This is a genomic window from Methylobacterium sp. SyP6R, assembly GCF_019216885.1.
GTDB lineage: Bacteria > Pseudomonadota > Alphaproteobacteria > Rhizobiales > Beijerinckiaceae > Methylobacterium.
This window is the reverse complement of record NZ_JAAQRC020000001.1, coordinates 2,903,944-2,918,022: the sequence shown is the minus strand read 5'-3', so window position 1 is coordinate 2,918,022 and position 14,079 is coordinate 2,903,944. Positions and strand designations below refer to the sequence as shown.

The window sequence follows — 14,079 nt, the reverse complement described above, 5'->3', positions numbered from 1 at the left end:
CTACCCCGCGCCCGCGACTCTAAACAAGACTTTCACGGACCGGCCGATACCGGCCTCTTCCACAACCGGACCGTGCCCGCACCTGCGATAACATGTGAGATGATTGACAGGCGCCGGCTCATCGCCGCGGCGGCCCGGCCCACATCGTCGCCGGCCCGCGCCCGGCGAAGCGCCCGGCAGCGAGCCAGTAGACCAGCCCGGCGATCCCGCCGGTGCAGAACAGGAGCGCCGTCACCCGCCCCTCCCCGCTCCCGGCCGGGCCGCCGGCGCCGCGCATCAGCCAGGGCAGCAAAGCCGTGAGGAGGCCGGTGGCACCGCCGTACCAGGCGAGCGCGCGCCAGCCCAGCACCTCGCCGACGACCGCGTTGAGGGCCGGCGGCACCGCGACGAGGAGCAGGATCGCGCGGCCTAAGCTCACCGCGCCCTCGACCATGCCGGGATCGGGCGCGTAGCCCTCCGAAAGATCCGACAGCACGGCCTCCAGCCCCGACAGGCCGAGATGGCCCAGGAGGTCGCGCAAGGTCGGATCCATCACGATGCCGATCCCGAGGGCGAGCGCGCCGCAGGCGATCGCCATCAGGAGCGCGGTCGCGACGGCGAGGAGACGGCCCAGCGACATGGCTCGTTCCTCAGTCGTCGTCGTGGCCCACGGCATAGACGCCCTCGGCGCCGATGCCCTCCTCCAGCATCATCCGGGCGCGGGCGCGCAGCTTCTCGGTCTCGCTCTTGAGCTGGCCGCAGGCCGCCAGGATGTCGCGGCCGCGGGGGGTGCGCACCGGCGAGGCGTAGCCGGCATTGAACACGATCTCGGAGAAGCGCTCGATCCGCTCCCAGTCCGAGCACTCGTACTTGGAGCCGGGCCAGGGGTTGAACGGGATCAGGTTGATCTTGGCCGGGATGCCCTTGAGCAGCCGCACCAGTTCCCGCGCCTCGGCGTCGGAATCGTTGACGCCCTTCAGCATCACGTACTCGAAGGTGATGCGGCGGGCATTCGACACGCCCGGATAGTCGCGGCAGGCCTGGAGCAGGTCACGGATCGGGTATTTGCGGTTGAGCGGGACGAGTTCGTTGCGCAGGTCGTCGCGCACGGCATGCAGCGAGATCGCCAGCATGGCGTTGGCCTCGAGGCCGAGCCGCTCGAATTGCGGCACCACGCCGGAGGTCGAGACGGTGATGCGCCGGCGCGACAGGCCTAAGCCCTCGTGGTCGCTCATCACGCCGACCGCGTCGATGACGCTGTCCACGTTGTAGAGCGGCTCGCCCATGCCCATGAAGACGATGTTCGAGACGAAGCGCGAGCCGTCCACCGGCACGAAGGCGCCCTTCGGCGGGGTCTTGCCGGGCCAGTCGCCGAGGCGGTCGCGGGCCACCACCAGCTGCGAGACGATCTCCTGGCACGACAGGTTGCGCACCAGGCGCTGCGTGCCGGTATGGCAGAACGAGCAGGTCAGCGTGCAGCCGACCTGCGACGAGACGCAGAGCGTGCCGCGGTCGTTGGCCGGGATGTAGACGCACTCGATCTCGGCGCCGCGATTGTGGTCGTGCTTACCGGTCGGCGGCATGCGGATGAGCCACTTGCGGGTGCCGTCGCGCGACACCTGCTCGCTCACCACCTCGGGCCGGTCGAGGGTGTGGATGCCGGCGAGCTGCCCTTTGAGCACCTTGCTGACGTTGGTCATCTCGTCGAAGGAGGCGGCCCCCCGCACGTTGATCCAGTGCCAGAGCTGGCCGGCGCGCATGCGCTGCTCGCGCTCGGGCACGCCGATGGCGGCGAGCCGCCCCTTCAGCGCCTCGCGGGTCAGGCCGACGAGGGAGGTCGGGCCGGTGGTCTCCAGCGCCTCGGGGCGGATCTCGGGCGTCTTCTCGATCGCCGGGGGGTGTGCTGCTGAAACGGCGCCATCCCCGCGCCGGGCGGTGTCGAACGACGCCGTCGCCATGATCTTACGAACCTTCGAATGAAACTGATGAGGGCCGCATATAGGGGTATTCGGGCCAAAACGCGATGGGCGGGGCCGAATCCAGTGGGAACCGGGAATGCCGACGAAAAGAAGAGGCGCGGGTTCCCCCTTTCCCCGCCCGCGGCTAGCGGATTCACACAACTCCTCTAAGAGCCAACTCTTTGTAAATGTTCGCGCTTTCCCCTCCCCCTTGTGGGGAGGGGCTAGGGGTGGGGGTGGTGCCGGAAGTGCCTCGCGCTCTACGCGGCACCACCCCCACCTCCAACTCCTCCCCACAAGCTTGAGCGATCTCGGGCAAGCCCGGGATCGCCTGGGGAGGAGAGGCGCGCTACCTTCGAGAGGGAGAACGCTCGAACCGAGATGTGTGAATGCGATAGCCGCCCGCGGGGAGAGGAGTATTCCCGCGCCCCTCCTTTCAAGCGATTCTCAAAATATCGTCCGCCTACTTGCACTCTTCCCGCGTACGCTTCATCGCCTCGCCGAAGCCGTCGAGGGCGTATTCGTCGGTCGAGGTGTTGCCGCGCTGCGAGACGGCCTTGACGACGACCTTCTTGCCCCGGGCCATCTCGGCGACGACCTTGCCCTCGTCGGCCGGGTTCTGCACCCAGGCATTGGCGCCCTTCACCACCAGCGCGTAGCGGGCCGAGCCGATCGCCAGGCTCGGATCGGAGGCGCTGGAGGACGGCGCCGGCACCGCGCCGTTCGCCGCCGCGGTCGTCGCCTGGCTGCTGCCCGGCTTGGGCGCGAAGCCGAGCATCACCGCGACCTCGTTGTTGACCTTTTCGCCCTTGCGCACGGTGACGAAGAGATAGGCCGGATCGCGCTTGAGGCTCTTCGGGAGCCGCACCTGCGGCTGGCTGATGGCGTAGCAGATGCGCGACTTGCCCTCGCCGGCGGCGAAGACGTTCCAGTCGCCGAAGGTGCCGATCGGGCTGGCCTGGAGGCTCGGGGGCGCGGCCTCCGCCTTGGGCTTCGGCCGGGCTTCGGCGGGCAGGACGAGGAGGGACAGGCCGGCGGCGGCGAGGAGGGATGCGCGAATCATGCGGGCACTCTAGTCGCGGGGGGTACGCTTGCCCACCCGATTGCCGGAAAATGCGGCGGAATCAGTGGGCTACACACACGTCCCGACGAATTGCTGCGGTGCAGGAATGACCCGCGGCCCCCGGTGGGGCATGGTCCGGCCTTACGGAAACGTATGCCGAGAGGCCGCGAAGGTCGCATGACTGCCCCATCCCCGTCGGACCTGCCCGAGACCATCCCGGTGCGCGAGGCGCACCGCTTCCCGACCGAGGCGCTGGAGGCCTTCCTCGCCGAGCAGGGGCTGGGGCGCCTGCGCGAGCTGCGCCAGATGCGCGGCGGCCAGTCGAACCCGACCTTCCTGGTCATGGCCGAGGCCGGCGAATACGTCCTGAGGAAACAGCCGCCGGGCAAGCTCCTGCCCTCGGCCCACGCGGTCGACCGGGAGTTCCGGGTGCTGCAGGCCCTGTCGCGCACCGACGTGCCGGTGCCGCAGGCGGTGGCCTATTGCGCCGATCCCGCCGTCATCGGCACGCCGTTCTACCTGATGGAGCGGCTGCACGGCCGGGTGTTCTGGGACCCGATGCTGCCCGAATTGCCGCGCGAGGAGCGGGCGGGCATCTATGACGGCATGAACGAGGCCCTGGCGCGCCTCCACCTCGTCGACCCTGCGGCGATCGGGCTTTCCGATTTCGGCCGCGCCGGCAACTACTTCCAGCGCCAGATCGAGCGCTGGTCGAAGCAGTGGACCGCCTCGAAGACCCGCGAGAACGCGGCGATCGACCGCCTCGCCGAGTGGCTGCCGGCCCATGTCCCGTCGGACAGCGACGAGACCCGGATCGTCCACGGCGATTTCCGCCTCGACAACATGATCTTCCACAAGACCGAGCCGCGGGTGATCGGCATCATCGACTGGGAGCTGGCGACGCTCGGCCATCCGCTGGCCGATCTCGGCTATAACTGCATCGCCTACAACACCGACCCGTCCGCCTATCGCGGCATGCTCGGGCGCGACCTTGCCGCCCTGGGCATCCCCACCCAGGACGAGTACGTGCGCCGTTATTGCGAGCGCACCGGGCGCAAGGACGGGATCACGCCGTTCCACGTCGCCTTCGCGCTCTTTCGCCTGGCGGTGATCCTCGAGGGCGTGCTCGCCCGCTCCAAGGCCGGCAACGCGTCGAGCGACGAGGCGAGCCAGAAGGGCGCGCTCGGCATCGCGCTCGCCGAGCGGGGCTGGGAACTGGCGCAGGGGTGACGGCAGGGCTGAGCCGTCGCCCGACGGCCCGTCACGCCCGGGCGGCATCCTCGCGCTCGCGCCGCCGCCGCAGGCGGGTGACGCCGTAGATCGTCGCGAGCCGCAGGCGGGCGGAGCGGACCGGGGGAGCACTACGCTCGGCCTGCACCGCCGCGATGGTGCGGAGCGCCGCCGCGACGGAGCGCTCCAGAGCCGCGGTGTCGTCGCCGCTGGTGATACGGACGGGCTGCATCGGGATGTCCCCTCCTGCTGTCTTGCTCTGCTGACGCGCCTTCGGTTTGACGCGGACAATCCGGCGCGGGCGGGGCCAGATCGTGGCAAGTCCAGGCCGCGATCAAGACTTTCTTCATGATTCAACAGGGTGTCTTCGCTCGTTCGCCGTCCCGGGGCCTGCATGCCGCCGGGACGGCGGCGCCTCGTTCGGGCGATCAGAGGACCGGCCAGGCCGCCGACGCGGCCACAGCCACGTCGAACACGCCCTCCACACCCTCGCGCCAGAGCGAGAACAGGGTGGGCGGGCTGAGCGCCAGGACGGCGTGGATCTCCCGGCGGCCGGGACGCAGCTCGGCGCCGAGGCGTTTGGCGAGCGCCCGCATCGGGCGATTGCCGGCGAGGCAGCGCAGGTGGAGCCGGCGCGTGCCGCCGTTGCGGGCGGCTTGCGCGAGGCGCGCGCCGAGGGCGGCGCCGAGCCCGCGCCCGCGATGGCTCGGCGCCACCGCGAAGGCGATCTCGGCCTCGGCCGCCGTCCCGGCGGGACGCAACTCGCCGACGCCCCGCAGGGCGCCCTCCGCGAAGGCACCGAAGACCAGGCCCTCGGCGGAGACGGCATGGACCGCGTAGGCCGCCGCGGCGGCCTCGCTCACCGCGCCCATGAAGCGGTCGAAGCGGGAGTCGGGGTCGAGACCGCGGAACAGGGTGACGACCGCGTCGCGGTCGGTCGACCAGAGGCGCCGGATCTGGAGGTCGGCAGGAAGCCGAATGTCGGTACCGGCGGGCAGTGGGGTTTCTGGCATTCTCGAGGTGCACTCCGGACGGGGGACGGCACGATCTCGAGCGTTTCCTCACCCCGGTCGGCGACCGGGATTGTGCAATGCAGCAGATGGGGACGCCGTTCCGGGGTTGCAGGGCACGACGGCCGTGCCCTCGGCGCATGACGCCGCCATGATCCCACCGCATTGCACAGGCCCGCGCGCCGGGATAATCCCCTCCGCGTGACGCAAAGCTCCGCTTCCGCCGCCCGTGGCCCTGTCGCCACCCGCTACGACGCCCTGATCGAGTCGGGGGCGATCGAGCGCGATTCCGCCCAGACCGACCTCGTCGCCCGCCTCGACGCATTGATCCGCGACCTCGCCGAGGTGCCGCCTCCGGACAAGCCCGGCCTCCTCGGCCGGCTGTTCGGGCGCCAGCCGGAGCCGGTGGCGGGTCCCCGCGGCCTCTACGTCTGGGGCCTGGTCGGGCGCGGCAAGACCATGCTGATGGACCTCTTCCACGAGGCGGCCCCGAACCCGAAGCGCCGGGTGCATTTCCACGCCTTCATGGGCGACGTGCACGAGCGCATCCACCGCCACCGCCAGGCGGTGAAGCAGGGGACAGTGAAGGGCGACGACCCGATCCAGCCGGTGGCCGAGGCGCTCGCGGCCGACGCCCGCCTGCTCTGCTTCGACGAGTTCACCGTCACCGACATCGCCGACGCGATGATCCTCGGGCGCCTGTTCACCGCGCTCTTCGCCCGCGGCGTGGTGATGGTGGCGACCTCGAACGTCGAGCCCGACCGGCTCTACGAGGGCGGATTGAACCGCGCCCTGTTCCTGCCCTTCATCGAGCAATTGAAGGAGCGGGTCGCGGTGGTGCGGCTCGATTCGCGCACCGACTTCCGCCTGGAGAAGCTCGGCGGCAGCCCGGTCTACCACGTGCCGGCCGACGAGGCGGCGGCCACGGCGCTCACGGGGGCGTTCCGGGCCCTGTCGGGCGAGGCGCAGGGCCGGCCGACGACGATCACCGTCAAGGGCCACGAGGTGGCGATTCCCGAAGCGGCCGGCGGCGTCGCCCGCTTCACCTTCCCGGATCTCTGCGCCCGGCCGCTGGGTGCGGCCGACTACCTGGCGCTCGCCGAGCGCTTCCACACCGTGATCGTGGAAGACATCCCGGTCATGGACATGCCCCAGCGCAACGAGGCCAAGCGCTTCATCATCCTGGTCGATGCGCTCTACGACACCCGCACCAAGCTGCTGGCTTCCGCCGCCGCCGAGCCGACCGGGCTGTATCTCGCCGATTCCGGCCGCGAGGCGTTCGAGTTCGAGCGCACGGTCTCGCGCCTGATCGAGATGCGCTCGGAGGAATACCTCGCCCTGCCGCACGGACGGCCGGATTCCGGGGCCTCGGGCAGCACGACGGGGCTGGTGGAGACCTGACCGCCCGCCCGGCGCGCTTCTTGATTGCGCCGCATTTCGCGCGCCGAAGCGGCGGCGCATCCGCGCTGTTAGATCTTTATCACCGAGGCCTCCGATGACCCCCTCCCTCAGTCCGACCGACTTTTCGCCGGAACGCGCCGTCGCGGCGATCTCGCGCTGGCTGGCGGTGGAGAGCCCGACGGACTCGGCTGACGGCGTCAACCGGATGATGGACCTCGTCGCCGGGGAGGCCGCCGGCTTGGGCCTCGCCGCCGAGCGGGTGCCGGGCCGCGACGGCTTCGGCGACAACCTGATCCTGCGGGCGGGGCCGCGGACGGGTGAGCCCGGCATCCTGGTCCTGTCCCACCTCGACACCGTGCATCCGATCGGCACTCTCGCGAACGATCTGCCGATTCGGGTCGAGGGCGACCGCCTCTACGGCCCGGGCGTCTACGACATGAAGGGCGGCGCCTGGCTGGCGCTCCAGGGCTTTGCCGCGGCCTCCCGCTCCGGCCTCGCCCGGCGTCCCCTCACCTTCCTGTTCAGCAGCGACGAGGAGACCGGCTCGGTCTCGACCCGCGGGCTGATCGAGGATCTGGGCCGATCGAGTGCCGCCGTACTGGTGACGGAGCCCGGCCGCGACGGCGGCAAGGTGGTGACCGGGCGAAAAGGCGTCGGGCGCTTCGACGTCCATGTCGAGGGCCGGCCCTCGCATGCCGGCACCCGCCACGCCGACGGCCGCAATGCCATCCGGGAGGCCGCCCGTTTGATCCTGGAGATCGAGGGGCTGACCGATTACGCACGCGGCGTCACCACCACGGTCGGGACGATCAGCGGCGGCACCGCCGAGAACGTGGTGCCGCAGCATTGCCGCTTCGCCGTCGATTTGCGGGTCGTCACCGCCGCCGACGGCGAGGATTATGCCGGCCGGATCCTGGGCTTGCGCGCCAGCCAGGATTTTCGCGTGACGGTGACCGGCGGCATGAACCGGCCGCCCTACGCCTCGCAGGCGGGGGCCGCCCTCTATGCCCACGCCAAGGCGCTCGCCCGCGACGAGCTCGGGCTCGATCTCGGCGAGGTGCCCCTCACCGGCGGCGGCTCGGACGGCAACTTCACCGCGGCTCTCGGCATCCCGACCCTCGACGGGCTCGGCATCGACGGCGACGGGGCGCATACGCTTCAGGAATACGGCCTGATCTCCTCGATCGCCCCGCGGATGCGGCTGATGCAGCGGCTGCTGGAGACGCTGTAAGGAGGGGCGGAGCGATCTTTCGCCCCCGCCCCGCGTTGCCGGCCCGCATCCTGCACGGATGCGGGACCGCCACGGATGACAGGCGCGCATGACCGACCGCCACAACCCCTGGGTGACGCTCTCGCGCGAGCGCCGCTACGAGGACCGCTATCTCGGGCTCGACCTCGACCGGTTGCGCCACGAATCCGGCCGCGAGCATCCCCACGTTGCGCTCCGCTTCAAGGTGTTCGGGGTCGCGGTGCTGCCGGTCGATCCGCAAGGCCGCGTCAGCCTGATCGGCCAGTACCGCTACGTGCTCGACCGCTTCACCTGGGAATTGCCCCGCGGCTCCGGCCCGGTCGCCGACGACGCGCTCGCCACCGCCCGGCGCGAACTGAAAGAGGAAACCGGCGACGAGGCGGAATCCTGGCTCGAATTGCTGCGCCTCGACGCCTCGCCGGGCATCTCGAGCGAGCGGGTGCCGGGCTTCGTCGCCTGGAACCTGACGCGCGGCCCGGCCCATCCCGACCCGCAGGAGAGCCTGCGCATCCGCCGCCTGCCCTTCGCCGCGGCGGTCGGCGAGGCCCTGTCGGGCGCGATCACCGACGGGCCGAGCGTGGCTTTGCTCCTGTGCCTGGCCGAGCGGGCCCGACGGGGGGATTTGCCCGGGGATCTTCTGGAGTTGCTGCGGAGGTAGCGGCTGGGCGCGGGAAGCCCCCTCCCCCCTCTGCGGCAGGGCTGTCCGGAGAAAGGAAAAGGCGCGGGTTTCCCCTCTCCCCGCGGGCGGGGAGAGGGCCGTGTTCCCGTTCAGGGAACACGGCTAGCGAAGGCGAAAGCCGGAGCGAGGGTGAGGGGGTGTTTCCGGAGGAGCCTCACGCGTCGAGCCCCCCTCACCCTCGCCCTTCGGGCTCGCCGTGCCTCCTGAACGGCGGCACGGCCCTCTCCCCGCCCGCGGGGAGAGGAGAAACCCGCGCCTTTTCCTATCTCCGGACAGCCCTGCGCAGGGGGGAGAGAGAAACCCGCGCTGTTCTTGTCTCGAAGATTTCCCCAAACAGCCCTGCTCGGGCGGGAGAGGAGAGAACCTGCGCCTCATCTTCCCCGAAAACAGCCTCGCATGGGCAAGGCGAGAGACCACCTCACCGCGCAGCCAATTCCCGCAGCAGCGCCTCATGGAACCGGTCCGGCGCCTCGACCTGCGGCGCGTGGCCCAGGCCCTCGAACGTCACCAGCCGCGCCCCCTCGATCCGCGCCGCGACCTCCGGCCCGAGCTTATCGTAGCGCCCGAGCGTCTCGGCCAGGGCCGGCGCGGCGCGGTTGGCGCCCGGGGCGGTGCGGTCCTTGGTCCCGACCATCAGCACGGTCGGCACGCGCAGCCGGTCGAACTCGTGCACCACCGGCTGGGTGAACACCATGTCCGAGGTCTGGGCCTGGTTCCAGGCCACGCGCTCGGCGCCGGGACCGGCATAGAGGCCGGCCTGCATGTCGACCCAGCGGTCGTAGGCCGGCTTCCACTGGCCATCGTAGTAGAACTTGAGCTGGTAGGCCTTGATGCCGGCCGCACCGGTCTTGCGCTCGGCGGCATAGGCCGCGTCGATCGTCTGGTAGGGCACGCCCTTGGCCTGCCAGTCCTCGAGCCCGAGGGGATCGACCATCACCAGTCGATCGACCGCGTCCGGGAACATCAGGGCGTAGCGGGCCGCCAGCATGCCGCCCATCGAATGCCCGACGATGGTCGCCCGCTCGATGCCCAAAGCCGCGAGGAGTTCGTGCGTGTTGGTGGCGAGTTGGCTGAAACTGAACTGGTAGCCGGCGGGCTTCGTCGACTTGCAGAATCCGACCTGGTCGAGGGCGAGCACCCGGTAGCCGGCCCGCGCCAGCACGGAGGCGGTGTCGCCCCAGGTCGCGGCGCAGAAGTTCTTGCCGTGGAGCAGCACCACGGTGCGGCCGTTCGGACGCTCCGGCGTGATGTCCATGTAGGCCATCGACAGCTCCTGGCCCTGCGACGCGAAGGCGTGGCGCCTGACCGGGTAGGGATAGTCGAACCCTTCGAGCTCCGGCCCGTAGGAGGGGGCGGCCACGGCGGCGGTCGTGGAGAGGAGCAGGAGGGCGAGGAGCGGCAGACGCATGGGGCGGGTCTCCGGTGACGGGGAGGCTCTTACAACGCGCCGCCCGCGCAGAGTCATGCGCGGGGCCCGACCCGCGCTTGCGTTTCGGGACCGGTCCCGCCATATAGGCCTCGGGAGGTTGGCGAGGGACGTTTCACTCGCCAACCGGGTCAGGTCCGGAAGGAAGCAGCCCTAACGAGACCGAGCGGGTTTTCGTCCAGCCTCCCACCCTTTTCCCTTTCAGGAGCGCGTGCGCCCCCGCTCCGGGGGCCTGCCTCACGACCCTGCGAGCGCATGGACGAGACCTCCGGCACGCCCTCGATCGACGAGCCGGGTCTCCCCGGGTTCGGTGCGGTCCCGAACCAGCAGCCCAGCCGGCAGCCGGCCCCCGCCTACCGGGTCCTGGCGCGCAAGTACCGCCCGAAGGATTTCGACGACCTGATCGGCCAGGGCGCCATGGTGCGGACCCTGGCGAACGCCTTCGAGGCCGGCCGCATCCCGCAGGCCTGGATGCTGACCGGCGTGCGCGGCGTCGGCAAGACTACCACCGCCCGCATCCTCGCCCGCGGCCTCAACTACGCGCTCCCCGACGATCCGAATGCCGGGCCGACGATCCGGCTGCCCGCGCTCGGCCTGCACTGCGCCGCCATCATGGAATCCCGGCACATCGACGTGCTGGAGATGGATGCCGCCTCGCATACCGGCATCGACGACGTCCGCCAGATCATCGACGGCATCCGGTACTCGCCGGTCTCGGCGCGCTACAAGGTCTACATCGTCGACGAGGTCCACATGCTGTCCGAGAAGGCGTTCAACGCCTTCCTGAAGACGCTGGAGGAACCGCCACCGCACGCGAAGTTCGTCTTCGCCACCACCGAGATCCGCAAGGTTCCGGTCACCATCCTGTCGCGCTGCCAGCGATTCGACCTGCGCCGGGTCGAGGCAGGCGCCCTCATCGCCCATCTCCAGAAGATCTGCGACGCGGAGGGCGTCTCGGCCGAGGCCGAGGCGCTCGCCGCCATCGCGCGCGCCGCCGAGGGCTCGGTGCGCGATTCGCTGTCGCTCCTCGACCAGGCGATCGCCCACGGCGCCGGCCACGTCACCGCCGAGACGGTGCGCGACATGCTTGGCCTCGCCGACCGCGCCCGGGTCGTCGACCTGTTCGAGGCGGCGATGCGCGGCGACGTGCCGGCCACCTTTTCGGAGCTGCGGGCGCAGCACGAATCCGGCGCCGATCCGGCGGTGGTGCTCTCGGATCTCGCCGAGTTCACCCATCTCGTCACGCGGCTGAAGCTCGCGCCCGATTCGGCCCGCAGCGACACCTCCCTCAGCGAGGTCGAGCGGGTGCGCGGCGGAGATTTCGCCGACCGGCTGTCGGTGCGGGCCCTGTCCCGCGCCTGGCAGATCCTGCTCAAGGCGATCCCCGAGGTCCAGGCCGCGACCCGGCCGCTGGCGGCAGCCGAGATGGCGCTCGTCCGCCTGATCTACGCCGCCGACCTGCCGACGCCGGACGAGGCCCTGCGCCAGGTTCGCGAGGGCGGCAGCCTCGCCCTGCCGGCCCGGGCGCCGAACGCCGCCCCGTCCGGCGCCTCCGCGGTGGCGAGCCCGCCCGCCCGGGCGGCGGCTCCCGCGGTGCAGGCGGCGCCTGCACCGGTCACCGCGATGCGGGCCGTGAGCGGCGCAGCGCCGGCCCTGCGCGACCTGCCGGAGGCGCATGCTGAGATGCCGCCCGCCGCCGCCCAGGCCCGTGGACCGGCCCCTTCCCCGGCGATGCCGCGCCCGACCCTGGTGCCGTCGGCGCCGGCTCCCCAGCCTGCCCCGCAGGCCGCCGCAGCGTCGAAGCCCGAGACCGGCCCGCGCCTGCGCCGGTTCGAGGACGTGGTGGCGCTCGCCGACGAGCGCCGCGACATCGGCCTCAAGATGGCGCTGGAACGCGATGCCCACCTCGTCCGGTTCGAGGACGGCCGGATCGAACTCCGCCTCGCCGAGGGCGGGCGGGCGACGCTCGCCACCGACCTCGCCAACGCGCTCCATGCCTGGACCGGCCGACGCTGGGTGGTGGCCCTGTCGCAGGAGACCGGCGAGGCGACGCTCGACGCCCAGGCCAAGGCCGCGGTCAAGAGCCGCCACCAGGGCGCGGCGAGCCATCCGCTGGTGCAGGCGGTCCTGAAGAATTTTCCGGGCGCCCAGATCGTCGACGTGCGCGACAAGGCGCCCGATCCGCCCGATCCCGGCGACGCGGCACCCTCGGATTCCGACGATCCGGATCTATAGTCGACGGCCCGCCGGCACCCCACATCCGCCTGACGATTGTCTCACTCATACCGCGAGGACGCCGCCATGGACATCATGGGACTGATGAAGCAGGTCCAGACCATGCAGCAGAAGGCGGCCGACCTTCAGACCGAACTCGACGGCGTGCTGGTCACGGGCGCCTCCGGCGGCGGCTCGGTCTCGGTGACGATGACCGCGAAGGGCGACGTGAAGGGGCTCAGCCTCGACGCGTCGCTGCTGGTGCCGGACGAGAAGGAGATCCTCGAGGACCTGATCGTCGCGGCACTCAACGACGCCAAGGCCAAGGCCGAGCGGGCCGCCCAGGAGCGGATGCAGGAACTGACCAAGGGCCTGCCGCTGCCGCCGGGCATGAAGCTGCCGTTCTAGCCTCCAACCTCTCGCCGTTCGGCCGCAGCGGCATTCCCCCCTCTCCCGTGTGGGAGAGGGGTCGGGGGTGAGGGTGACACGCTTCAGCCTATAGCGATGAACGTCGTGCTGGCAGCGGAACGGTTAGAGCCTGACTCAGAACCGTAGCACCCTCACCCCTACCCCTCTCCCACACGGGAGAGGGGGTTCCCGCGCCATTTACTTCGATCGTTTGGCGACCACGAAAGTCGAGTCATTTATGCCCCAGGCCGTCGCGGGCCCCGAGATCGAGCGGCTGATCCAGCTCCTGGCCCGCATGCCGGGCCTGGGGCCGCGCTCGGCCCGCCGGGCCGCCCTCCAGCTGATCAAGAAGCGCGAGACGCTGCTGGCGCCCCTCGCCGATGCCATGAAGGTCGCTTCCGACCGGATCGTGGTCTGCCACGAATGCGGCAACGTCGACACGCAGGATCCCTGCACGATCTGCCGCGACCAGAGCCGCGACCCCTCGATGCTGGTGGTGGTCGAGGACGTGTCGGACCTGTGGGCGCTGGAGCGCTCGGGCGCCGTGACGGCGCGCTACCACGTGCTCGGCGGCGTGCTCTCGGCGCTGGACGGGGTGCGGCCGGAGAACCTGAACCTGAGCCGCCTGGTCGAGCGGGTGAGCCGGCCTGAGATGCGCGAGGTGATCCTGGCCCTCAACGCCACCGTCGACGGCCAGACCACCGCCCACTACGTCACCGAGCTCCTGACCCACCTGTCGATCAAGGTGACGCGGCTCGCCCACGGCGTGCCGGTCGGCGGCGAGCTCGACTACCTCGACGAGGGAACGCTGTCGGCGGCGATCCGCCAGCGCACCGCGTTCTAGCGTTCGATATCGGGTTTGACCCCGGGGACACGAATCCTTATCTCCCGGAAACTTGCGGGCGCCGCTGCGGCGCCCGGTCCCCCGATCCTGCTGGCGCCCGAATGAGCATCCGTCCCCTCGTCATCCTGCCGGACGCGCGCCTGCGCGAGATCTCGGTCCCGGTCGGCACGATCACCGGCGACGTGCGGAAGCTCGCGGAGGACATGCTGGAGACGATGTACGACGCCCCCGGCGTCGGTCTCGCCGGCATCCAGATCGGCGAGCCGGTGCGCATCGTCACCATCGACACCTCGAAGGAGAAGGACGAGCGCAAGCCCCTCGTCCTGCTCGATCCCGAGATCGTCTGGACCTCGCAGGAGACCCGTCCCTACGAGGAGGGCTGCCTGTCGATCCCCGATTACTATGCCGAGGTGATCCGGCCCGACCGCGTGCGGGTGCGGTTCCGCACCCTCGACGGCGAGACCGTGGAGCAGGAGGCCGATGGGCTGCTCGCCACCTGCCTCCAGCACGAGATCGATCACCTCAACGGCGTCCTGTTCATCGACCACCTGTCGAAGCTCAAGCGCGACCGGGTGATGAAGAAGTTCGCCAAGGCGGCCAAGCGCGAAGCCGCGTAGG

The 14,079-nt window shown here is 70.8% G+C and carries 14 protein-coding genes and 1 other RNA gene; 9 read left to right on the top strand and 6 right to left on the bottom strand.

Annotation, left to right across the window (positions count from 1 at the left end; translation table 11 throughout):
- Nucleotides 1-118 precede the first annotated feature (118 nt).
- From HBB12_RS13410 to HBB12_RS13400, 3 genes are all read right to left on the bottom strand, one after another.
- Nucleotides 119-619: a hypothetical protein gene (locus HBB12_RS13410; protein ID WP_236989798.1), complete on the bottom strand. Its 501-nt coding sequence runs from the start codon at nucleotides 617-619 to the stop codon at nucleotides 119-121.
- A 10-nt stretch (nucleotides 620-629) separates the two neighbouring features.
- Nucleotides 630-1,937, bottom strand: a complete 1,308-nt coding sequence (gene rlmN, locus HBB12_RS13405) for a dual-specificity RNA methyltransferase RlmN (RefSeq protein WP_236989797.1) — start codon at nucleotides 1,935-1,937, stop codon at nucleotides 630-632.
- 463 nt (nucleotides 1,938-2,400) lie between these two features.
- Nucleotides 2,401-3,000, bottom strand: coding sequence for an invasion associated locus B family protein (locus HBB12_RS13400; RefSeq protein WP_236989796.1), 600 nt, complete (start codon nucleotides 2,998-3,000; stop codon nucleotides 2,401-2,403).
- Between the two features lie 177 nt (nucleotides 3,001-3,177).
- On the opposite strand from HBB12_RS13400, the gene HBB12_RS13395 reads away from it, so the two are divergent.
- Nucleotides 3,178-4,230 (top strand): phosphotransferase family protein, encoded by a 1,053-nt coding sequence (locus tag HBB12_RS13395; RefSeq protein ID WP_236989795.1) that lies wholly within the window; start codon nucleotides 3,178-3,180, stop codon nucleotides 4,228-4,230.
- A 31-nt stretch (nucleotides 4,231-4,261) separates the two neighbouring features.
- On the opposite strand, the gene HBB12_RS13390 is transcribed toward HBB12_RS13395, so the two are convergent.
- Entirely contained in the window at nucleotides 4,262-4,462 is a 201-nt protein-coding gene (locus HBB12_RS13390) for a hypothetical protein (RefSeq protein ID WP_236989794.1), read from the bottom strand.
- Nucleotides 4,463-4,658: 196 nt separating this feature from the next.
- The gene (locus HBB12_RS13385; RefSeq protein ID WP_236989793.1) at nucleotides 4,659-5,243 is read right to left on the bottom strand and encodes a GNAT family N-acetyltransferase; all 585 of its coding nucleotides are present in this window, start codon (nucleotides 5,241-5,243) and stop codon (nucleotides 4,659-4,661) included.
- Between the two features lie 198 nt (nucleotides 5,244-5,441).
- Here HBB12_RS13385 and zapE point away from each other — a divergent pair, with 198 nt between their 5' ends.
- The 3 genes from zapE (at nucleotide 5,442) to HBB12_RS13370 (ending at nucleotide 8,548) form a co-directional block, all read left to right on the top strand.
- Nucleotides 5,442-6,641: a cell division protein ZapE gene (gene zapE / locus HBB12_RS13380; protein ID WP_236989792.1), complete on the top strand. Its 1,200-nt coding sequence runs from the start codon at nucleotides 5,442-5,444 to the stop codon at nucleotides 6,639-6,641.
- Between the two features lie 94 nt (nucleotides 6,642-6,735).
- On the top strand, nucleotides 6,736-7,872 hold the full coding sequence (locus tag HBB12_RS13375; protein WP_236989791.1) for a M20 family metallopeptidase: 1,137 nt from the start codon (nucleotides 6,736-6,738) through the stop codon (nucleotides 7,870-7,872).
- 88 nt (nucleotides 7,873-7,960) lie between these two features.
- On the top strand, nucleotides 7,961-8,548 hold the full coding sequence (locus HBB12_RS13370) for an NUDIX domain-containing protein (RefSeq protein ID WP_236989790.1): 588 nt from the start codon (nucleotides 7,961-7,963) through the stop codon (nucleotides 8,546-8,548).
- Nucleotides 8,549-8,987: 439 nt separating this feature from the next.
- Here HBB12_RS13370 and HBB12_RS13365 read toward each other — a convergent pair whose 3' ends face one another.
- On the bottom strand, nucleotides 8,988-9,977 hold the full coding sequence (locus tag HBB12_RS13365) for an alpha/beta fold hydrolase (RefSeq protein ID WP_236989789.1): 990 nt from the start codon (nucleotides 9,975-9,977) through the stop codon (nucleotides 8,988-8,990).
- A gap of 112 nt (nucleotides 9,978-10,089) precedes the next feature.
- Here HBB12_RS13365 and ffs point away from each other — a divergent pair.
- The 5 genes from ffs to def all read left to right on the top strand — a co-directional run bounded on the left by ffs (nucleotide 10,090) and on the right by def (nucleotide 14,078).
- An RNA gene (ffs, locus tag HBB12_RS13360) (signal recognition particle sRNA small type) lies at nucleotides 10,090-10,186 on the top strand.
- A 64-nt stretch (nucleotides 10,187-10,250) separates the two neighbouring features.
- Nucleotides 10,251-12,230 (top strand): DNA polymerase III subunit gamma/tau, encoded by a 1,980-nt coding sequence (locus tag HBB12_RS13355; RefSeq protein WP_236989788.1) that lies wholly within the window; start codon nucleotides 10,251-10,253, stop codon nucleotides 12,228-12,230.
- 66 nt (nucleotides 12,231-12,296) lie between these two features.
- A complete protein-coding gene (locus tag HBB12_RS13350) occupies nucleotides 12,297-12,617 on the top strand; it encodes a YbaB/EbfC family nucleoid-associated protein (RefSeq protein WP_236989787.1) in 321 nt (106 codons plus the stop codon).
- A gap of 238 nt (nucleotides 12,618-12,855) precedes the next feature.
- A complete protein-coding gene (gene recR / locus HBB12_RS13345; protein WP_236989786.1) occupies nucleotides 12,856-13,461 on the top strand; it encodes a recombination mediator RecR in 606 nt (201 codons plus the stop codon).
- Nucleotides 13,462-13,562: 101 nt separating this feature from the next.
- Nucleotides 13,563-14,078, top strand: a complete 516-nt coding sequence (gene def, locus HBB12_RS13340; protein ID WP_236989785.1) for a peptide deformylase — start codon at nucleotides 13,563-13,565, stop codon at nucleotides 14,076-14,078.
- Nucleotide 14,079 lies beyond the last annotated feature (1 nt).